Genomic DNA, 20513 nt, shown 5'->3' with positions numbered 1-20513 from the left:
GGCCGCGGGCGGGCCGTGCCCGCCCGCCCGCGGGGGCGTCCCGCGGCGGTCGTCGGCCCGGGTTCAGGGAGGCGCCCATCGGGCCGAAGGCACGTCCTGCGGGCCGCAGGTCGCTCCCGCAACCAGGTCCAGGGCCTCCTCCAGCACCTCGGCCACCGGGATCTGACCGAGGAACGAGGGCCGGTGCGCGCAGCCCTCCCGGGGCGGTGCGGGAAGCCGGCCGTGCTGGCGTCGACGCCGCACACCGGGCAGAGCACGGTCCAGCTCAGGAGCGGCCGGTGCCTCGTCCGGACGGTCGCCGCGGCGTTGATCGCGTTGCCGCACCAGTACAGCCCGACCGTCGCGGCACCGGCTGCGCGCGCGAGGTGCAGCGGCCCGGAGTCGTTGGCCACCACCACCGCGCACCGACCGAGCACGGCAGCCAGCGTGCCCAGGCCCGTGCGGCCGGTCAGGTCGTGCACCGCGACGGCGGCGTGGCTGCGCACCTCCGCGCTCACCGGCAGGTCGGCGGCCGAGCCGACGAGCACCGGGCGCACCCCGGCGGCGGCGAGGCCGGTGGCGACGGCGGCGAACCGCTCCGCCGCCCAGCGCCGGCGCGGATCACCGGCACCGGCGTGCAGCGCGACCCACGGCCCGTCGCCGGGCAGGCCTCGGCCGCGGCCGCCTGCTCCTGGTCGGACACCGCGAGCAGGGGGTACTCCGGCGGCCCGTCGGCACCCACCAGCGCGACCACCTCGAGGTAGCGGAACACCTCCGGCTGGTAGTAGCGGTAGGGCACGGTCGCATCGAGGGGCGCGGCGTCGGCGGCGCGCAGCCCGATCGACCGCCGGGCGCCGAGGGCCCGCACCAGGGGATTGGACGCGGTCCCGCCGCCGTGCAGCTGCACAGCCAGGTCGTAGCGGTAGGCGCGGGCCTCGGCGAGGAACTCCGGCAGGGCGGATGCCTGCGGCGCTCCACCCGGCTGTCCCGCCAACCCGGCCACCTGCGGTACCACCACGACCCGGTCGACGGGTCCGGGGCGGCCGGACAGGAAGTCCGCCTGCCAGGCCCCGCCGAGCAGGGTGAGCTCGGCCTCGGGGAAGGCGCGGCGCAGCGCCGCCAGCGCCGGGGTGATCATCAGGTAGTCCCCGAGCGCGTTGCACCGCAGGACGGCGATCCGCCGCATCCCGTCCTCGTCATGGCTCACGCCGGACCTCCCGATGCCGCCCTGCAGCCCGAGGGTGACCGTGAGCGGTCGCCGTCGTCCTCGGACGCGACCTGGTACCCACCGAGGTGCGTGCCATGCGCGGTGGGCCGCGTCGAGGAGGTCAGGACTGCGAGCGGACCGCGCCTCGGCCGCGACGGGACTCCTGCAGCGCGGTGAGATCCCCCGCCTCGAGCGCGGTCCAGAAGCGCAGGGCCGCGTGCTCCATCTCCAGGCCCAGTTCGAGGGTGAGCATCCGCGGCCGCAGCGACGGGTCGTCGCCGAACCGCTCCGCCATGTCCTCGTACACCGCGATGCGGTCCTCGTGCTGGCGGATCTGGTCCCGGGCCAGGGCGGCGACGTCCTCGGGCTCGCCGGCCTCGTTGAAGAACAGCTTCAGCTCGGCGATGTCCCGCATCTCGAAGTGTTCCTCGGTGGGCGAGGCGAGCCAGGTCCGCAGGGCCTCCCTGCCCGCCGTGGTGAGCGAGTAGGTCTTGCGACGGCGCCCGGAGTCCTCCGCGGACAGGGCGAGCAGGCCCAGCGCGGCCAGCCGCTCGGGCTCCGAGTAGAGCTGCGCGTGCGGGAAGTTCCAGAAGTAGCCGACCGAGTGCGCGACGCCGCGCTTGAGGTCGTACGGGGTCGACGGACCGCGCAGAGCGATCATGCCGAGCACGACGTACGAGGTGGGGGACAGGCGGACCTCGGCCACGAAACTCCTCGGGTCGGCAGCACACGCCGTCGGTCGAGCCTGCACCGCGTGCCTGTGCAGTCTACGAAACGGGTACCCACACCGGGTGCGAGCGCTCGTCTTGCCGACCAACAATCTGAACTGTACCGTACGTTTCAGACGGTCATGGGAGGCTTCATGGATCTGGCGACGGCGCTGCGCGGGGCCGCAGAGCGCTACCCCGGCCGGTTCGCGGTTCGCGGCGCAGGGCGTCACCTCGTCTATCGCGAGTGGGACGCGCGCACGAACGCGCTGGCCAGGGCTCTGCAGACGGTGGGGGTCGGGCCGGGCGACCGGGTCGCACTCGCCCTGACGGGCGGCGAGCCGCTCGCGAGCCTGCACCTTGCCGCGCAGAAGCTGGGCGCGGTCTCGGTTCCGCTGTCCACCCGGTTCTCGCCGGACGAGCTGCGGCACTGCATCGAGGACAGCGGCGCGGTGCTGCTCGTGGTCGACGACGCGAACGCCGAGCGCGGCGCGGCCGCCACCTCGGGTGGCGGACCCCGGCTGCACACCGCCGCGGAGCTCGACGAGCTGGCGGCCGGCGAGCCCGACGGCGACCTGCCGACGGTGCCGGACGAGTCCGCGATCAGCGTCATGCTCTACACCTCTGGCACCACGGGGCGGCCCAAGGGCGTCCCGCGCACGCACCGGGCGGAGCACTCGGCGGCGGTGGCGCACGCCGTGCAGACCCAGCAGCGCATCGGCGAGGTCGTGCTCGGGGTGATGCCGATGTTCCACACGATGGGGCTGCGCACCCTGCTGACCAGCATCGTGGTGGGCGGCACCTGGGTCGCGCAGCCGGCGTTCGACGCCGAGGCGTCGACGGAACTGATCCTCGAGGAGGGGATCAGCTCGCTGTACCTGGTGCCGACCATCTACTGGTCCCTGCTGCGCAGCGGGCGGCTCGGTGACGCCCGCGCCCTCGACCGGCTCGCGTACGCCGGCGCCGCGATGACGCCGTCCCTCGCCGAGCAGCTCGCCGCCGAGGTGCGCCCGGCGTCGTTCGTCAACCACTTCGGCAGCACCGAGATCTACACGTTCACCGTCAACCCGGACGTCGTCGCCAAGCCCGCCTCCGCCGGCCGGGCCGGGATCTTCTCCCGCGTGCGGCTCGTGACCCCCGAGATCGGGGCCCCGCCGGACGCGCTGGTGCCCGACGGCGAGCAGGGACAGGTGATCGTGTCCCTGGACAGCCCGGAGGCGTTCGCCGGCTACTGGCAGCGCCCGGACGCCAACGAGAAGTCCATCCGGGACGGCTGGTACTACACCGGAGACCTGGCCGTCGCCGACTCCGACGGCGACCTGTGGGTGGCCGGCCGCGTCGACGATATGATCAACTCGGGCGGGGAGAACCTGTACCCGGACGAGATCGAGGCGGCGCTCGCCCGATGCGCCGCGATCGACGACGTCGTGGTCGTCGGCCTGCCCGACGAGCGCTGGGGCCAGGCGGTCACCGCGTTCGTCGTCCCCGCGGCCGGCACCGATCCGATCGCCGCGGCGGAGAAGACGCTGGAACACGCGCGCAGCGTGCTGCCGTCGCTGAAGCGCCCCAAGAGGGTGATCGCCGTCGACGTCATCCCCCGGTCGGGCGTGGGCAAGACCCTGCGCCGCGTCCTGTCCGCGGGTGACTACGACGCGAAGGGAGAAGCTCGTGGCTGACCATGCCCCGGTGACGGAGGGCGGCACGCCCCGCTGGAACCCGGCCCGCGTTGAGGACGCCGCGCTCGTCACCGGCGGCGGTCGGTTCCTCGACGACATGGATCCCCTGCCGGGGACCCTGGTGGCCACCGTCGTGCGCTCCACGCAGCCCCACGCCCGCCTCGTTTCGGTCGATCTCAGCCGCGCCCGCGCGCAACCCGGTGTCGCGGCCGTGATCGGGCCGGAGGAGGTCCGGGCCGCCGTGCGGCCCTTCCCCTCTCGACGACGACGCCGATGGCCTACTACCCGACGGCCGTCGACAAGGTCCGCTTCGTCGGCGAGCCGATCGCCGTCGTGGTCGCCTCGGACCGCTACACCGCCGAGGACGCCGCCGAGCTGGTCGCCGTGGAGTACGAGTCGCTCGACGCGGTCGTGGCCCCCCGCCCGGCGCTCCTGCCGGACGCACCGGTGCTCCACGAGGAGGCGGGGGACAACGTCGCCACGGACCGCACCTTCTCGTTCGGGCCGGTGGAGCAGGCCTTCACCGACGCGGCGCACGTCGTCGAGGCGGACTACGACTTCCCGCGCTACTCCTCGGTCCCGATGGAGTGCTACTCGGTCATCGCGAACTGGCAGGACACGGCCGACGGGCCTGCGGTCGAGACGTGGGCGAACTTCCACGGCCCGTTCACCATGGTGCCGGTCATGGCCGGTGCCCTCGGCATCCCGACCTCCCGCGTCCGGCTCCACGTGCCCGCCGACATCGGTGGCAGCTTCGGCATCAAGGCGGGCATCTACCCGTACGTGGTGCTGATGGCGCTGGCGTCGAAGCACGCCGGCACCCCGGTGCGCTGGACCGAGGACAGGATCGAGCACCTCCTCGCCAGTGCCTCGGGCGCCGACCGGGCCATGCGGTTCTCCGCGGCCGTCGCGGACGACGGCACGGTCACCGCGCTCAAGGTCGACCTGGTCGACAACGTCGGCGCCTACCTGCGTCCGCCCGAGCCGTCGACGCTCTACCGCTGCTTCGGCAACATCACCGGCGCGTACCGGATCGGCGCGGTCGAGATCCGGGCGCGGGCGGTGGTCACCAACACCATGCCGACCGGGCTGAACCGCGGTTTCGGCGGCCAGCAGCTCTACTTCGGCCTGGAACGGCTGATGGACGCCGTGGCCGCGGCCACCGGGCGGGACGTGGTGGAGGTGCGCCGGCAGAACCTCGTCGACCACTTCCCGTACGAGACGCCCACCGGCGGCGTCTACGACTCCGGGGACTACCCGGCCGCCCTGGACCTCGCGGTGAAGAACGCCGGGCTCGACGAGCTGCGGGCCCGGCAGGCCGCGGCGCGCGCCGAGGGCGCCTACTACGGCATCGGGGTCGGCCTCGTCGTGGACCCCTCGGGCACGAACATCGGCTACGTCGGCCTCGCGACCCCCGCGGAGGACCGCAAGCCCGGCCGGGACAAGTCCGGCTCGACCGAGCACGTCCGGATCTCGGTCGACATGCAGGGTCTGGTCACCGTCATGCTCGGCAGCGTCCCCCAGGGGCAGGGGCACGCCACGGTCGCCCGGTCGATCGCCGCGCGCCGGCTGGGTCTGCCCGAGGAGCAGGTGCGGGCCGTCGTCGACATGGACACGAGCACGACGCCGTGGACGGTCACCTCGGGCAGCTACTCCTCCCGGTTCGCGCCGCTGGTGACCAGCGCGGTGGTCGAGGCCGCGGACCGGATCGCGGCGACGGTCCGCGCGGCGGGCTCGGTGCTGCTGGACCTGCCTCCCGAGGAGCTCGAGCTCGTCGACGGGAAGGTCCGCCACCGCGACGACCCGGAGCGCGCGGTGCTGTTCCGGCACGCCGCGGGAGTCGTGCACTGGGATCCCGGGGCCCTGCCCGAGGGCGTGTCCGCGAGGCTCTACGAGGAGGCCGCGTTCACCCCGCGGGAGGTCCGGGCGGCCACGAAGGACGACAAGATCAACTCCTCGCTGTGCTACGGGTTCGTCGCCGAGTCGTCGCGGTGCGGATCGACCCGGACACCCTCGAGATCACCGTGGACCGCGTCTCGTCCGTGCACGACGCCGGCACCGTGCTCAACCAGCAGCTGCTGGACGGGCAGGTGCACGGCGCGCTCACGCATGCGCTCGGCGGGGCCATGTACGAGGAGTTCACCTACGCCGACTCGGGCCAGCCGACCTCGGCCACCTTCCTCGACTACCTGTGCCCCACCAGCGCCGAGGCCGGCTACGACCTGCGCACCGACCACATCGTCAGCCCGTCGCCGCTCACGCCCCTGGGAGCCAAGGGCTGCGGCGAGGGCTCCTCGATGAGCTTCCCGGTCGCGTTCGCCAACGCCGTCGCGGACGCGCTGAGCCCGCACGGCATCGAGATCACCCGCCTGCCCCTGCACGGCGAGGTGCTGCACCAACTTTTCGAGAACACCACCACGAAGGAGACCCACTGACATGGCGCTGACCGGCGGAGACGTCCTGCTCGAGCGGAGCGCGGACGGGCGCGTCGCGTACCTGACGCTGTCGCACGGCAAGTACACCGTCGTCACCTGGCAGATGCGGCAGCTCGTCGCGGACCGCTTCGCGGAGATCGACGCCGACAAGGACATCCGCGTCGTCGTCGTCCGCAGCGACGGGGAGCACTTCACCTCGGGCGGGGACATCGCCGGGTTCATGGAGGTCGACCCGATCGACTTCACCGACCTGGGCCACAACGTCACCGCGCCGGCGCGCAGCACCAAGCCCGTCATCGCGGCGATCGACGGCTACTGCTTCGGCGTGGGGCTGGAGATGGTGCTGTCCTGCGACATCCGGCTGGCCACCCCGCGCAGCCAGTTCGCGCTGCCGGAGATGAACCTCGGCATGATCCCCGGTTCGGGCGGCACCCAGCGCCTGTCCCGCCTGATCGGGCTGTCCCGGGCGAAGTTCCACATCATGACCGCCACCCGGATCCAGGCCCAGCAGGCGCTGGATTGGGGCATCGTCGCCGAGCTGCACGACGACCGGGACGCGCTGTACGCGGCGGTCGAGCAGCTGGCCGCGAAGATGGCGAACTTCTCCCCGCCGCCCAGCGGACCGCGAAGGAGGTGCTCGACAAGGGCATCGACGCGCCGCTCTACACCGGCATCGACCTGGAGCGGAAGGCCTACGCGATGCTGCGCTCGACGAACGACTTCGCCGAGGGCGTCAAGGCGTTCGGCGAGAAGCGCAAGCCGGAGTTCACCGGGCGCTGAGCCGCCCCGCGCCCAGACCATTCAGGGAAGGTCCCTCGTGAAAGCAGCACCCTTCGCCTACGTGCGCCCCGCCGACCTCGACGACGTCCTCGACGAGCTGTCCGGCGGGGACGGGAAGGTGCTTGCCGGCGGGCAGTCGCTGGTCCCGGTCCTGGCCATGCGGCTGGGCCGGCCGGCGACCCTCGTCGACGTCACCGCCGTCGAGGAGCTCCACGGGTACGGCGCGTCGGCCGGCGGGCTGCGGATCGGCGCCGCGGTCCGCCAGCGCACGGTGGAACGGTCGGCGGAGGCCCGCGCGGTGCCGCTCCTCGGTCTCGCACTGCCCTTCGTCGGGCACCGGGAGCTGCGCAGCCGGGGGACCGTGTGCGGCAGCCTCGCCCACGCGGACCCCGCGGCGGAGCTCCCCGCCGTCGCGTGCTGCGTCGGGGCGAAGATCGAGGTCGCCGGCCCCGGGGGCCGGCGCACCCTCGGCGCGAGGGAGTTCTTCGTCGGGGCGATGACGACCGCGGTGACCCCGGAGGACGTCGTCGTGGCCGCCGAGTTCCCGGTGGCCGCGCCGGGTGAGGGTTTCGGGTTCGCCGAGATCGCGCGCCGGCACGGCGACTTCGCGCTGGCCGGGGTGGCCACGGCCGTCACCGTGTCCGAGGACGGCGCCGTCACCGACGCCCGGCTGACCGGCTTCGGGATCTCGGACCGCCCGGCGTTCCGCGAGGTCACCGACCTGGTCCGGGCCGCCGCGGACGCGGACGACGTCGAGCGCGAGCTCCGCGGGGGCGCCGCGGAGCTGGCCGCCGAGCTCGTCGACACCGGCGGCGACACCCACGGCTCGACCGGCTACCGCCGCCGACTGTTCGGCGTGCTCGCTGCCCGGGAGCTGGCCAAGGGCCTGCGCCGCGCCCGCGGTTCCCGCGCCTCCGGCCGCCCCTAGCCCACCTGACCCGCTCACGGCGCATCTTCTCCGAGGAGTTTCCGCATGACCCAGCTCGACGACCGGACCGCAAGCACGGCGGACGCGGACGCGCGCGCGTCGCACCGCCCGCGTCCGCGTGCCGAGAAGATCCCCGCCGGCGAGCTGGCCGAGGTCTCGATGACGGTCAACGGCGCCGAGGTCACCGTCTCGGTACCGGCCCGGGTGCACCTGGCGGACGTCCTGCGTGAGCACCTCGGGCTGACCGGCACCCACCTCGGGTGCGAGCACGGGGTCTGCGGGATGTGCACCGTGCTCGTCGACGGCGACGCCGCCCGCGCGTGTCTCCTGTTCGCCGTGCAGTGCGACGGAGCGGAGATCGTGACCGTCGAGGGCCTCGGCACCGCCGAGGAGCAGCACCCGCTGCAGCAGGCCTTCTCCGCGCACCACGGTCTGCAGTGCGGCTTCTGCACCCCCGGCATGCTGATGAGCAGCTACGACCTGCTCGCGAACCCGCCGGGAGAGACCGAGGAGGAGCTCCCGGAGCAGATGTCCGGGGTGCTCTGCCGGTGCACCGGCTACCGCGGCATCCTCGCGGCGGTCTCGGACGTCGCGGAGGCGTACCCGGACGGCCCGCCCGCGCCGGGAAACTGCGGCGCCCGCACCCTGGTCGGCCGGGGCGGCGGCAGGGGTCCGGCGGGCAGCGCCGACGACGAGGGCGTGGAGACCGGGCCGGCCCTGCCGACCGAGGTGCGCATCCCCGTCGGGGCGCCGTCCGCAACCGTCTCGGTGACCAGCGCGCTGTCCTCACCGATCGACGACGTGTGGCCGGTCCTCGAGGACTTCGACCAGCTCGCCCGGTGCCTGCCCGGCGCGCAGCTCGTCGAGGTGCTCGGGGACGACCGGTACCGGGGCCGGGCCACCATCGCGCTCGGGCCGGTCAAGCTGTCCTTCGAGGGCCTGGCCCAGGTCGTCGAGCATGATCGCGACGACCACCGGATGAAGGTCCTCGCCCAGGGCGCGGACAAGAGCGGCAGCGCCACCCAGGCCGTGATCACGCTGGCGGCCGTCCCCGACGAAGGGGCGGAGGGCGGGACGCGTCTGCAGGCGGACGCGCAGCTCTACCTCTCCGGCCGGATCGCCCAGTTCGGCCGGGCGCTGGCGGGCGACGTCAGCCGGCGGATGTTCGAGCAGTTCGCCGACGCCGTCGACGAGACCGCCCGGACCGGCACGGCACCCGAGGTCGGGTCCGGCCCCAGCCCGGTGGCGATCGCCACCGCGGCCCTGCGGGACGCGGTGGGCCGGGGCCTGCGTTCGGCCCGTGCCCGGATCCGCGAGGCCGTCCGCAGGCGGCGCGAGCGGCGCTGACGGCCGGCCGCGTTCGACGCGCGGGATCCGGCGCGACGCGCGCGGTCGACCACGCGCGTGGAACTGGTGGGCGCGCGGCCGAGAGCGCGGCCGGGACCCTCGTGCCCCGGGTCAGCGGCGCCTGGTCCTCCGCGCGGTGCCGATGCCGGCCAGGTGCAGGGCGGTGAGGAGCAGCCCGCCGAGCAGGAAAGCGGTCGCGTCGAGCGGACCGAGGGACAGGCTCGCGAGGTGCAGGACGAGGGCGACGGCGAACAGGACGGCTGCGGCGATGGCGGTGATGACGTCCTCCTGGGGTGGCGGGAGCAGAAGTCTGACCGCCTCAGGTCACGGCCGGGCCTCGGCTTCGCACCGGTGACGACGCGGTCGAACCGTCCGTGCCGTCGTCACGGCGTCCGGTTCCCCGAGGCCCCGGCTACCGCCCCACGTAGGTGCTCATCAGAGCCTGGACCTCGTAGACGTCGACGCCCTTCCCGAACTGTTTGACGATCGGCATCGACATCCCGGAGAGCCAGATCTTGAGCTCGGCGTCGAGGTCGAACGTGCCGGCCGTCTCGACGGCGAAGCCGTGCAGCCAGACCTGCGGGTCCTCCCACATCCGCGGACGGTCCGCCCACAGCCCGCACGGCCGGCGGAGTCGTCGGTGTCCCATCGTCCGATCCGGTCGACGTCCCGCAGGGTTCCGAGTTGGACGTCCAGGTAGGAGCAGTCCGCGGTGAACTCGACGGCCGTCCCGTTGACGGTCCGGTTGTGTTGCGTGGCGAGGTAGTAGGCCGGCGCGGTGAGCCGCCATAAGAGGTGCCCCTTGTCCCCGTCCCGGATCGCGCGCGAGATGGCGTCGCTGAGCAGCTCGCCACCGTAGTACTCCAGGGCGAGGACGCAGTTGATGTCCCGGTCGAACGCCAGCGGCCGGATCGCGTGATGGGGGAGCCGACCTTGCAGACCAGCTTGGTCGTCATCCACCATCGCGCGATCCTCCCGTCCGCGATCCGCAGGACTCCGGCGAAGCTGAACTTCGCGGCCATGTCCCCGTCGACGAGGACGTGTTCGAACGTCTGCCTGTCGTCCGGGAAGATCGAGGTGTCCGCACGCACGACGTCCGGCGAGAGGAGATCGTCGAGGCGCCGCTCGTTCATCGCCGATCTGGCCGTCGTTACGGTCGCGGCGGGATCGCGATGGGCCCGGACGGGTGCACCGCCGTCCTCCTCGGGGCCGCCCGCCGGGCCGATAGCAGAATGCCGTGCATGCGGTTCATCCGTCGCTTCGACGAGCTTCTCCCGCGACGACGTCGACGTCGCGGGCGGCAAGGGTGCGAACCTCGGCGAGCTCACCCGCGCGGGGTTCCCCGTGCCGCCCGGGTTCGTGCTCACGACGGACGCCTACCGCGCCGTCGTCGAGGCGAGCGGGATCGGCCCGACGATCCTCGAGCTCGCCGCCGGCCCGGATCTCGCCGCGGCGTCGGCCGCGATCCGGGCCCTGTTCGGCACGGTCAAGTTCCCGGACGCGATGGCCCGCGAGCTGCGGGCCTCCCGCAAGGCCCTCGGCGAGGGTCCCGTCGCGGTCCGGTCCTCGGCCACCGCGGAGGATCTCGCGGGCGCGAGCTTCGCGGGCCAGCAGGACACCTACCTCGACGTCGGCAACGGCCGCGGCGAGCTGCTGGGTGCGGTCCGGAGATGCTGGGCCTCGCTCTGGACGGAGCGCGCCATGGCCTACCGCGCCCGGCAGGGGATCGGTCCGGCGGACATCGCGCTCGCCGTCGTCGTCCAGGAGATGGTCGAGGCGGACGCGGCCGGGGTCCTGTTCACGGCGAACCCCACCACCGGGCGTCGTGACGAGGCGGTGATCTCCGCGGCGTGGGGCCTCGGCGAGTCCGTGGCCAACGGCTCGGTGACGACGGACGACACGGTGGCGGACAAGAAGACCGGGCGGGTGCGCTCCCGCACCACGGCGGACAAGGCGGTCATGACCGTCCCGACCGGGCGTGGCACCGAGGAACGGCCGGTCCCGGCCGGCCTGCGCTCCGAACCCGTCCTCTCCGACGACCAGGTGGCCACGCTGACGGCCCTCGGCACCCGGATCGAGGACCACTTCGGCGGCCCGCAGGACATCGAGTGGGCCCGCTCCGGGACCGCGTTCCGGATCGTGCAGTCCCGCCCGGTCACCGCGCTGCCCGAGCCCGAGGCCGCGCCGCCGACGGACTGGCCGGTGCCGGACCCGAAGGCGATCTACGTGCGGGCGAGCATCGTCGAGCAGCTGCCGGACCCGCTCACACCGCTGTTCGAGGAGCTGATCGACGGCTCGGTCACCCGCTCGCTGCAGGCGCTGATGACCGAGCTGCTGGACGCCGGCGTCGTGCGCGACGGCGACGTGGGCCTCCCGACCGTCAACGGCTACGCCTACTACCGCTACTCCCGCGCCGGGATGGCCCGGATCATGCTGCGCAGCCCGGCGGCCCTGCCGGTCCTGGCCGGCTCGAACGGCGAGGCCCGCGCGCAGGTGCGGTGGCGGGAGCGGTCCCGCCCGGCCTACGCCGAGGTCGTCCGGCGCTGGACGGACCGGCCTCTCGACGAGCTGACGACGGACGAGCTGATGGCCGGTGTCGTCGAGCTGCTGGACGCGGGCACGGAGTACTACACGGCGGTCCAGACCATCATCCCGATCGCCGCGTCGAGCGAGGTGGTCTTCACCTGGTTCTACGAGCACCTGGTGCGGCGGCCCGGCGACCCGCCCGCCGCGACGTTCCTGCTGGGCTTCGACAGCGCGCCCATCCGCGCCGAGAAGTCCCTGTACGACCTCGCGGCCTGGGCGCGGACGACACCCGACCTGACGCGCGCGCTGCTGGCCGGGCAGAGCACCGAACCCTGGCCGGAGTGGGACGTCCGCCTCCGCGCCCACCTCGACGCCCACGGCCACACGCTCTACAACATGGACTTCGCCAACCCCGTCCCGGCCGACGACCCGACCCCGCTGCTGGACACGGTGCGGTTCTACCTGGGCGGCGGCGGGGCGGACCCGCACGAGCGGCAGCGCGCCTCCGCGGACCGTCGCGAGGCGGCCACGGCGCAGGTCCTGGCCAGGCTGGACCCGCTGCGCCGCAGGACCTTCACCAGGCTGCTGCGGTGGGCCCAGAACATCGCCCCGGTCCGTGAGGACGCCCTCGCGGACGTGGGCCTGGCGTGGCCGCAGCTGCGCCGGATGCTGCGCGAGCTGGGCCGCCGGCTGGTCGAGGAGAAGGTGATCGACGACCCGGACGACGTCTTCTGGCTGCGCCGCGACGAGGTGCTGCAGGGGCGACCGGGAGCCGTCGAGCAGCGCAAGGAGCTCTGGCGGGGACGGCGCCGCGCCACCCCTCCGCAGGTGCTGCCCCGGGGCTCGTACTGGGAGCGGTTCGACGCGGTGCTGCCGGCGTCGTCCGCGGAGCAGACCGGGAACGTCCTACGGGGTACCGGCGCGAGCGCAGGGCAGGCCGTGGCCACCGCGCGGGTGCTCGCCGGGCCGCAGGACCTCGGCCGGATGCGGCCCGGGGACGTGCTGGTCGCGAGCATCACGACGCCCGCCTGGACACCGCTCTTCGCGATGGCCGCCGCCGTCGTCACGGACATCGGCGGCCCGCTGAGCCACAGCTCGATCGTCGCCCGCGAGTACGGGATCCCCGCCGTGCTCGGCACCGGCGCCGCGACCCGCCGGATCACCGACGGCGCCCGGGTCCGGGTCGACGGCGACGCGGGCACCGTCACCCTGGTCGACGAGCCGGACGAGCCGGCCGCCGCCGCGGAGCGCCGGCCCCGGACCGCCCTCGTGGCGGCCGGCGGCGGGATCGCCGCCCTCGGCCTCGGCTGGTGGCTCCGCCGGCGCGGCCGGGGCTCGAGAGACCTTCCTCCGGAAGGCGCGTGATTGCGAGGGAAATGTCCGCGCTGGGTTCCGGGGTGTCCCCGCCCGGGACGGCGACCGCATCCTGGCCTTCCACCGCGACGTCCTCGGGCTCGAACTCCTGTCCGATCCCGCCTAGGACCCGATGCTGTTCCGCGCGGGCGCGGGCACGACGGTGGCGCTGACCGAGCTGCCGGAGCGCTCGGTGGTTTCGACGGCGGCAACGGCCTGGCGCTGGTGTTCCGCGTCGAGCCGACGACGGCGTTCGGCTTCGGCAAGGGCCCGTACAGCCGGACCCGGTACCGCTTCCCGGCCGGCTGAGCGCGAGCCGACGCCCGATCCGGCGGTCCCGGCGCCGTCGCGAGCCAGAACGGGCGAGTCGTGGGAACGTGGGCCGATGACACGTACCGACGTCACGATCGTCACCACGGACGGCTCCGCGTCCGGCACCCTGCACGTCCCCGAGGGCGAGGGCCCCTGGCCCGGCGTGCTCGTCTACCCGGACGCCGGCGGCGCCCGCGAGACCTTCCGCGAGATGGCCGACCGGGTGGCCGCCATGGGCTACGTCGCCCTGCTCCCGGACATCTACTACCGCGAGGGCGACTGGAAGCCCTTCGACATGGCCACCGCGTTCAGCGACCCGGAAGAGCGGGCACGGCTGATGGGGATGGTCCACGGCCTGACCCAGGAGCTGGTCATCCGCGACGCCGGGGACTACCTGAACTTCCTGCTCACCCGGGACGAGGTGACCGGCGACGCCGTCGGGACGACCGGCTACTGCCGGGGCGGCTGGACGTCGCTGACCGTGGCCGGGAGCTACCCGGAGCGGGTCGCGGCGGCGGCGTCGTTCCACGGCGGCGGGCTGGCGGCGGCGGACGACCCGACGAGCCCGCACCTGCTGGCCCCGAGCATGCGGGCGACCGTCTACGTCGCCGGCGCGGAGAACGACGCCTCGTTCGACCAGGAGCAGTTCGACCGCCTGGAGGAGGCGCTGACCAGCGCCGGTGTCCCGCACACCCTGCTGTTCTACCCGGCCGCCCACGGCTTCGCGGTGCCGGACAACCCGACCTACGACCCCGACGCCGAGAAGCGGCACTGGGAGGCACTGGCCGAGCTGTACGGCACGGCACTGTCGGCCTGACCGGCAGCCCGCCCTAGGCTGCCACCGACCAGCCCTGGGAGGCCCAGCAGTGATCACCGACGACGAGCGCATCGCGCTGTTCCTCGACTACGAGAACCTCGCGATCGGCGCGCGCGACGGGCTCGGGGTCTCGCCCTTCGACTTCGGCCCCGTCGCGGACGCCCTCGCCGAACGCGGCCGGGTCGTGGCGCGCCGCGCCTACGCGGACTGGTCCTACTTCGACGACGACCGGCGACTGCTCGCCCGCGCGCAAGTGGAGCTCATCGAGATCCCCCAGCGCGTGGGCGGCTCCCGGAAGAACGCCGCGGACATCAAGATGGCCGTCGACGCGATCGAGCTCGCCTACGAGCGCCCCTTCATCACCACGTTCGCGATCGGCACCGGGGACTCGGACTTCACCCCGCTCGTCCACAAGCTGCGCGAGATGGACAAGCGGGTGATCGGGATCGGGGTGCAGTCCTCGACGTCGGCACTGCTCCCGCCCGCCTGCGACGAGTTCCTGTTCTACGACCGGCTCCCGGGCGTCGAGCCGACCCAGGCGCCCGTCGTGCGGAAGGGCCGGGGCCGCCCGGTCCGCCCGGTGATCGCCGCCGCACTCACGCCCGTCGTCCCTGCGATCGAGCCCCTGCTGGTCACGCCTGCGCCGCCGGAACCGCCCGCCCCGGAACCGGTCGTCGACGACCCCCAGGACGAGGAGCAGGTGGAGACGGGCACGGACCGGGAGGTCGGGCCGCTCGTCACCCGCACCCTCGCGGGCCTGCAGCGGCACACCGACGGCCCGGTCCTCGCCTCCCGGCTCAAGCGCGCGATCCTCCGCAAGGATCCCACGTTCGACGAGGCGGACCATGGCTTCCGCGGGTTCGGCGAGCTGCTGCGCAACCTGCAGACCCGCGGCGTCGTCGAGCTGGCGCAGGGGTCGGCACAGGGCGACCCCGAGGTCATGTTCCCCGAGAACGGCTCCGCGGACGACGACGCGTTCCGGCTCCTCGCCGACGTCGTCAGCGAGCTGGGATCGCCGCAGCTGAGCGGGTTGAAGGACAAGATCCGTAAGCGTCAGCCGGGCTTCAGCGAGAAGAGCTTCGGCTTCAACAGCTTCCTGTCCTTCGCCAAGGCCGCCCGCGCGCGGGACCTGATCGAGATGGAGTGGGACGACGACTCCGGGGACTACCGGCTGCACGTTCTCGACTGATCGGGCACGGTGTGTCGGTTGCCACACGCTTCGTGGGCGGCCATGCTCCCGCAATGTCCGCTTCACGCGCCCTCGGCGCCGCCGTGGTCCTCGCCTCGTTCTCGCTCGTCGGCTGTTCGTCCGGAGCGGACACCGCCGCCCCCGCCTCGTCCGTCGCCGCGGCGGGCTCCTCCTCGTCGGACGTGCGGGTCACGTTCGCGGAACAGGGTCCCGCGATCACCTACAACCCGGCGCTGGTCCCGGTGGGCTCGGGCGCCCACGTCGTGACGAGCTCGCAGAGCGGCCGCTCGACCGTCACCCTCGAGCTCACCGGCCTGGTCCCGAACCGGCAGTACGGCGCGCACGCCCACGCGAAGGCCTGCGGCCCCGCGCCCGCGGACTCCGGACCGCACGTCCAGCACGAGAAGGACCCGATGACCCCGAGCGTCGACCCGGCGTTCGCCAACCCGCGCAACGAGGTGTGGCTCGACGTCACCACGGACGCCCAGGGCAACGCCACGTCCACCTCCACCGTGGACTGGGAGTTCACCGGCGCGTCCCGGCCGAACGCCGTCGTCGTGCACGCGATGCCCACCAGCAGCGAGCCGGGCAAGGCGGGCACCGCGGGAGACCGGGTCGGCTGCGTGACGCTGCCCGCCGCGTAGCGCCCGTCGGACGCCGGGGAGCAATCCGGCGCCGATCACGCGTTACGGATCGTCAGACCGCCGTCGACCACCAGCGTCGCGCCCGTGATGTACGAGGCCGCGGGCAGCAGCAGGGACACGGTCGCGTGGGCGACCTCCTCCGGGTCCCCGTAGCGGCGCAGCGCCGTCCGGCGACGGGCGAAGACCGCCTTGTCCGCCTCCGGGATCCGCGCGGTCATGCCGGTGTCGATCGGGCCGGGGCAGATGCAGTTGACGGTCACGCCGCTCCTCCCGAGCTCCACCGCGAGCGACCGGGTCAGGCCGACGACGCCGTGCTTGGAGCTCGTGTACGGCGCGATGCCCGCGGTGGCGCCCAGGGCCTCGGTCGAGGCGATGTTCACGATCCGGCCGTCGCGGTTGCGCTGCAGGTCCGGGAGCGCCGCCCGGACGAAACGGGTGTGCGCGGTCAGGTTGACCGCGAGCGTCGTCGCCCAGGCGTCCTCGAACCCGTCGTCGGTGAAGGGGATGTGGATGCTGACGCCGGCGTTGTTGACCAGCGCGTCGATCGGCCCGAGTGCCTCCCGGATCTCGGCGACGGCCGCGGCGGGGGCCTCCCGTTCCGAGACGTCCGCGACGACGGCGTGCGCCCGCGCGCCCGCTCCCCGGAGCTCGGCGGCGACCTTCTGCAGCCCCTCGGGGTCCCGGTCCACGATGCCGACGCGGGCGCCCTCGTCGGCCAGGACGTAGGCGGTCGCCCGGCCCATCCCGCTCGCGGCGCCGGTCACGAGGACGACCCGGTCGGCGATGGAACGGCTGAGCTTCGACAGTCGCGGCACACGTCGATGCGTACCACGCCGAACGACCGTCAAGAAGAGCCGTGGGGCGGCCGGCGCCGAGCGGCGGAGCACCCTGGGCTGCCTGCGGGGTCCCCTGCCGACCCCTCCCGCGTCAGGGGACCCCGCAGGCGTCGGGGCCGGTCAGGAGATGACGCCGGCGCGGAGTGCGAGCAGGACGAGCCGGGCGCGGTCGCCGGTGCCCAGCCGGCGGCCGATCCGGCCGAGATGACTCTTCACCGTCAGCGGCGAGAGCCGCAGCCGGCGGGCGATCTCGATGTTCGTCTCGCCGTCGGCGGCGCACCGGATGATCTCGATCTCGCGGTGGCTGAGCAGGCGGTCGACCCCGTGCACGTCCGGCACGCGCAGCTTGCGCGGCGGCGGTTCCGCCGGCTTCTCCGGCTGGACCACCGCCCGGGGCGCCGGCGGCGGGCCGGCGAACAGGTAGCCGCGGGCACCGGACCGCAGCAGCAGCTGCACCTCCTGCTGGCCGTCGGGCGTCCCGCGGACGACGACCCGGGCGGTCTGCGCGAGGCCCGTCACGGTGTGCTCGGGACCCGCGGCCGCCGCTGTCCCCGCGTCGACGACCACGAGGTCCGGCGGCGGCCCCTCCCGGCTGCGGTCGTAGGCGTCCGCCAGTGTGGAGATCTCCTCGACCGCCCGGCTCAGGCCGTGCAGGCCGTGCGCCCACAGGACGCGCAGCGGCTCGTCGTCGGAGACGAGCAGGACCCGGGTGAGGGCCGCAGGCTCGGGCGGGGCGTGCTCGTGCGAGGTACGGGGTCTGGGAAGGAGCAGCGAGGAGGTGGACACACCCTCGTCGGTCACGGACACCCCCGGTGGCAAGCCCAGCGCATACTGCGGTCCGCGGAGTCACCAGGGTCCGGGGCCACTCCGCCTGTCTCGGGAACGTACTCCTTCGGATAGCTCGGTACGAGCACTCGGAGTGGCGTGTCCTCCTCGCGCGCCGGCTCGCGTGCGTGCGGATGCCGTAGTGGAACCGCCGCGGCGGGTACGCCTGCTCACCGTGCGCCGAGGAGCGCACCGAGCTTCCGCGGCGACGGCGGCCGGTGTCGGCAGGGCGCCGATCTCCCGTCGGAGGTCCTCCGCGGTGGCCGCGAGCTCCCCGGAGAGCGCGCGGCGGACGGCGGCCCGCAGCTCGTCCGGCTCGGTCGAGCTGCGGACCGCGCAGCCGCGCCGCACCAGCGCGTCCGCGTTGAGGAACTGGTCCGCGCCCTGCGGAACGGCGACCTGCGGGACCCCCGCGGCGAGCGCGGACAGCGTCGTCCCGGCCCCGCAGTGGTGCACGATCGCCGAGCACCGCGGGAGCGCCGCGGTCAGGGGCACCCAGCGGTGGGCCTTGACGGAGGTGGGCAGCGGACCGAGCTCGGCCGGGTCCAGCCCGAGCGCGACGAGCACCTCGACGGGCTCCGCGGCGAGGGCCTCGATCAGCGCCCGGATCGCGCCGGTACCGCCCATCCGCGGCGCGACGGTGCCCATCGTGACCAGCACGCGGGGCCGCTCCGGCGCGGTGAGCACGGAGGGTGGGACGACAGCACCGCCGTTGTAGGGGACCGTGCGGATCGTCCAACCGGGGTCGGGGGCCGGGGCCATGCTCGGCGGGGCGATCCCGATGGTGGCGACGGCGGGGACGTGGGCCGCGTCCGTGAGCCCCTGCTGGATCGACGCCCCCATCGCCCCTGCCCGGTCCGCCGGGCTGATCCCGTGCTCGACGCGCGGGAGGCCGCGTTCGGCCGCGACCACCGGACCGGCGCCCTCCATGCCCTCGTGGAGCACCACGTCCGGCTGCCAGAGGTCCGCCGCGTGCCGGACGCCGTCGAGCAGCCTCCTGCCGACCTCGGTGAACAGCGCGACGGCGTGCGCGCGGGCGTCGGGGACGGCCTTCCCGGTGAAGCCGGGCCGCGCGCCGAGGCCCCGGACGACGTCGCCCATGTCCATCCCCGGAGCGGCGTCGACGGTCGGCAGGCCGGCCGCGGGGCCGAGCTCGACGCCACCGCCCGCCGTCGCCAGGAGCAGGTCGTGCCCGGCCGAGCGGAGCGCCCAGGCCAGTGGTACCAGGGGGAACAGGTGCCCCGCGCCGGGCGCGGTCGTGACCAGCACGCGCATGGGGATCCTCCTCGTGCCGCGTCCGCCGGGCACAGCGTAGGCGCGCGACGGTCGTCCCCGGCCCGGGCGGATCCCCGCCTTCTCCGCCGTCGCCCGGGGGACCGAGTCCGATGTGCACCTCGGCACCGAGAAGCTCGAGGTGGGCAGTAGCAGCGCCAGGGGAGCGCTCGACGTCACGCGCGCGCGGGCGGCGCACCACCAGGAGGCGCCGGAGGCCCGGTTCTGAGAGAGCGCTGAGGCGGGCGCCGGTGAACGGCACGTGACGTGCGGCCAGGCGTGTCCGGGCTCCGGTCGGAGCCCCGGCTAGGGTCGGCGAGGTGCGCAGACTCCGAGCCCGCATCGCCTCCTGGTTCGTCCGCAGGCAGCTCGCCAAGCTCAGCGAGGGTGGCCTGGACCTGTCCTCCATCTCCGCGCTGCCCGCATCCACCCTGATGCCGCTGCGGCGCGACGGCCTCGATCCGGTGCCGGACCTGGCACGGGTGCGCAACGCCACGCCGGTGTCCGAGCTGGAGTTCCCGCTGGGCATCAACGTCTGGCTCGTGTCCGGCAGGGACGAGGTGCGCGCGGTGCTGGGCTCCACGGAGGACTACTCCACGGACTTCGCGCACGTCGCCCGCCAGGCCGGGCTCGACGCCGCGAACAGCCCGGGTGGCCTCGGTTTCGCGGACCCGCCGGACCACACCCGGCTGCGCAAGCTGCTGACGCCGGAGTTCACGATGCGCCGGCTCGCCCGGCTCACCCCGCGGATCAGCGAGGTCGTCGACGAGCGGCTGGCCCGGATCGCCGCGGCCGAGGGTCCCGTGGACCTGGTCGAGGAGTTCGCGCTGCCGATCCCGTCGCTGGTGATCTGCGACCTGCTCGGCGTCCCCTACGAGGACCGCGCGGAGTTCCAGGAGCTCGCCACCGCGCGGTTCGACCTGATCTCGGGGGCCAGCGCCTCCCTCGGCGCGATCTCGGACTCCCTGGTCTACCTGCGCAAACAGGTCAAGAAGCAGCGGGACGCCCCTACGGACGGCCTGCTCGGCATGATCATCCGTGAGCACCGGGACCAGATCGACGACGAGGAGCTGGCCGGCCTCGCGGACGGCGTGCTGACCGGCGGTTTCGAGACGACGGCGAGCATGCTGGCGCTCGGCACCCTGGCCCTGTTGGAGGACCCGGAGGCCGCCCGGCTGGTCCGCGAGGACGACGCGGCGATCGGCCCGATCGTCGAGGAGCTGCTGCGGTACCTCACGGTCGTGCAGGTCGCGTTCCCGCGTTTCGCCCGCCGCGATCTCGTGCTGGGGGGCACCGCGATCGCCGAGGGCGACGCGATCATCTGCTCGCTCAGCGGCGCGGACCGGGACAGCGGCGGCGACGCCACGATCGACCCCGAGGTCTTCGACCCGCACCGGGCCCCCGGCCCGCACTACGCATTCGGTCACGGGATCCACCGCTGCATCGGCGCGGAGCTGGCCCGGATGGAGCTGCGTGCCGCCTACCCTGCGCTGTTCCGCCGCTTCCCGCAGCTGCGCCTCGCCGTCCCGGCAGACCAGCTGGAGTTCCGGGACACCTCGATCGTCTACGGCGTCGAGGCGCTGCCGGTCCTCGTGCGCTGAGCCCGGACGGCGCGCTGGCACCGGCCCGTCGACGTCACCCCGGCGTCCGGGCGGGTCCACAGGGCGACGTCATCCCGGC

The 20513-nt window shown here is 74.0% G+C and carries 13 protein-coding genes and 5 pseudogenes; 12 read left to right on the top strand and 6 right to left on the bottom strand.

Annotated elements, in window-relative coordinates:
* Positions 1 to 386: 386 nt before the first annotated feature.
* Both WBK50_RS30660 and WBK50_RS30655 read right to left on the bottom strand, forming a co-directional pair.
* Positions 387 to 1142 (bottom strand): annotated as a pseudogene (locus WBK50_RS30660) (glycosyltransferase family 9 protein); the annotation flags it as partial.
* 165 nt (positions 1143 to 1307) lie between these two features.
* Entirely contained in the window at positions 1308 to 1892 is a 585-nt protein-coding gene (locus tag WBK50_RS30655) for a PadR family transcriptional regulator (protein ID WP_341338896.1), read from the bottom strand.
* Between the two features lie 156 nt (positions 1893 to 2048).
* On the opposite strand from WBK50_RS30655, the gene WBK50_RS30650 reads away from it, so the two are divergent.
* From WBK50_RS30650 to WBK50_RS30620, 7 genes and pseudogenes are all read left to right on the top strand, one after another.
* Positions 2049 to 3569, top strand: a complete 1521-nt coding sequence (locus WBK50_RS30650; protein ID WP_341338895.1) for a class I adenylate-forming enzyme family protein — start codon at positions 2049 to 2051, stop codon at positions 3567 to 3569.
* A gap of 97 nt (positions 3570 to 3666) precedes the next feature.
* A pseudogene (locus WBK50_RS30645) lies at positions 3667 to 3747 on the top strand (hypothetical protein); the annotation flags it as partial.
* Positions 3748 to 3842: 95 nt separating this feature from the next.
* Positions 3843 to 5486: pseudogene (locus WBK50_RS30640) on the top strand (xanthine dehydrogenase family protein molybdopterin-binding subunit); the annotation flags it as partial.
* A 44-nt stretch (positions 5487 to 5530) separates the two neighbouring features.
* Positions 5531 to 5719: pseudogene (locus WBK50_RS30635) on the top strand (molybdopterin cofactor-binding domain-containing protein); the annotation flags it as partial.
* A 147-nt stretch (positions 5720 to 5866) separates the two neighbouring features.
* Positions 5867 to 6004 carry a hypothetical protein gene (locus WBK50_RS30630; protein ID WP_341339605.1) on the top strand — a complete coding sequence of 46 codons (138 nt, stop codon included), beginning with the start codon at positions 5867 to 5869 and terminating at the stop codon, positions 6002 to 6004.
* 1 nt (position 6005) lies between these two features.
* Positions 6006 to 7712, top strand: coding sequence for an FAD binding domain-containing protein (locus tag WBK50_RS30625; protein WP_341338894.1), 1707 nt, complete (start codon positions 6006 to 6008; stop codon positions 7710 to 7712).
* A 45-nt stretch (positions 7713 to 7757) separates the two neighbouring features.
* Positions 7758 to 9059, top strand: a complete 1302-nt coding sequence (locus WBK50_RS30620; protein ID WP_341338893.1) for a xanthine dehydrogenase family Fe-S subunit — start codon at positions 7758 to 7760, stop codon at positions 9057 to 9059.
* Between the two features lie 412 nt (positions 9060 to 9471).
* Here WBK50_RS30620 and WBK50_RS30615 read toward each other — a convergent pair.
* Positions 9472 to 9621: pseudogene (locus WBK50_RS30615) on the bottom strand (PH domain-containing protein); the annotation flags it as partial.
* A 371-nt stretch (positions 9622 to 9992) separates the two neighbouring features.
* On the opposite strand from WBK50_RS30615, the gene WBK50_RS30610 reads away from it, so the two are divergent.
* From WBK50_RS30610 to WBK50_RS30595, 4 genes are all read left to right on the top strand, one after another.
* Entirely contained in the window at positions 9993 to 12950 is a 2958-nt protein-coding gene (locus tag WBK50_RS30610) for a PEP/pyruvate-binding domain-containing protein (protein WP_341338892.1), read from the top strand.
* Between the two features lie 373 nt (positions 12951 to 13323).
* Positions 13324 to 14067 (top strand): dienelactone hydrolase family protein, encoded by a 744-nt coding sequence (locus WBK50_RS30605; RefSeq protein WP_341338891.1) that lies wholly within the window; start codon positions 13324 to 13326, stop codon positions 14065 to 14067.
* A 49-nt stretch (positions 14068 to 14116) separates the two neighbouring features.
* Complete coding sequence (locus tag WBK50_RS30600) at positions 14117 to 15256, top strand: NYN domain-containing protein (RefSeq protein WP_341338890.1); 1140 nt, start codon at positions 14117 to 14119, stop codon at positions 15254 to 15256.
* 53 nt (positions 15257 to 15309) lie between these two features.
* Positions 15310 to 15900 (top strand): superoxide dismutase family protein, encoded by a 591-nt coding sequence (locus tag WBK50_RS30595; protein ID WP_341338889.1) that lies wholly within the window; start codon positions 15310 to 15312, stop codon positions 15898 to 15900.
* A 35-nt stretch (positions 15901 to 15935) separates the two neighbouring features.
* Here the strand turns inward: WBK50_RS30595 and WBK50_RS30590 are convergent, their stop codons facing one another.
* From WBK50_RS30590 to WBK50_RS30580, 3 genes are all read right to left on the bottom strand, one after another.
* The gene (locus WBK50_RS30590; RefSeq protein WP_341338888.1) at positions 15936 to 16715 is read right to left on the bottom strand and encodes an SDR family NAD(P)-dependent oxidoreductase; all 780 of its coding nucleotides are present in this window, start codon (positions 16713 to 16715) and stop codon (positions 15936 to 15938) included.
* A gap of 141 nt (positions 16716 to 16856) precedes the next feature.
* A complete protein-coding gene (locus WBK50_RS30585) occupies positions 16857 to 17537 on the bottom strand; it encodes a helix-turn-helix transcriptional regulator (RefSeq protein ID WP_341338887.1) in 681 nt (226 codons plus the stop codon).
* Positions 17538 to 17582: 45 nt separating this feature from the next.
* Entirely contained in the window at positions 17583 to 18836 is a 1254-nt protein-coding gene (locus WBK50_RS30580; RefSeq protein ID WP_341338886.1) for a glycosyltransferase, read from the bottom strand.
* Positions 18837 to 19174: 338 nt separating this feature from the next.
* Here WBK50_RS30580 and WBK50_RS30575 point away from each other — a divergent pair, with 338 nt between their 5' ends.
* Positions 19175 to 20434: a cytochrome P450 gene (locus WBK50_RS30575; RefSeq protein WP_445942411.1), complete on the top strand. Its 1260-nt coding sequence runs from the start codon at positions 19175 to 19177 to the stop codon at positions 20432 to 20434.
* Positions 20435 to 20513: the final 79 nt, after the last annotated feature.

The organism is Pseudonocardia sp. T1-2H, from assembly GCF_038039215.1.
Classification (GTDB): domain Bacteria; phylum Actinomycetota; class Actinomycetes; order Mycobacteriales; family Pseudonocardiaceae; genus Pseudonocardia.
This window is presented reverse-complemented; position numbering and strand designations above follow the sequence as displayed.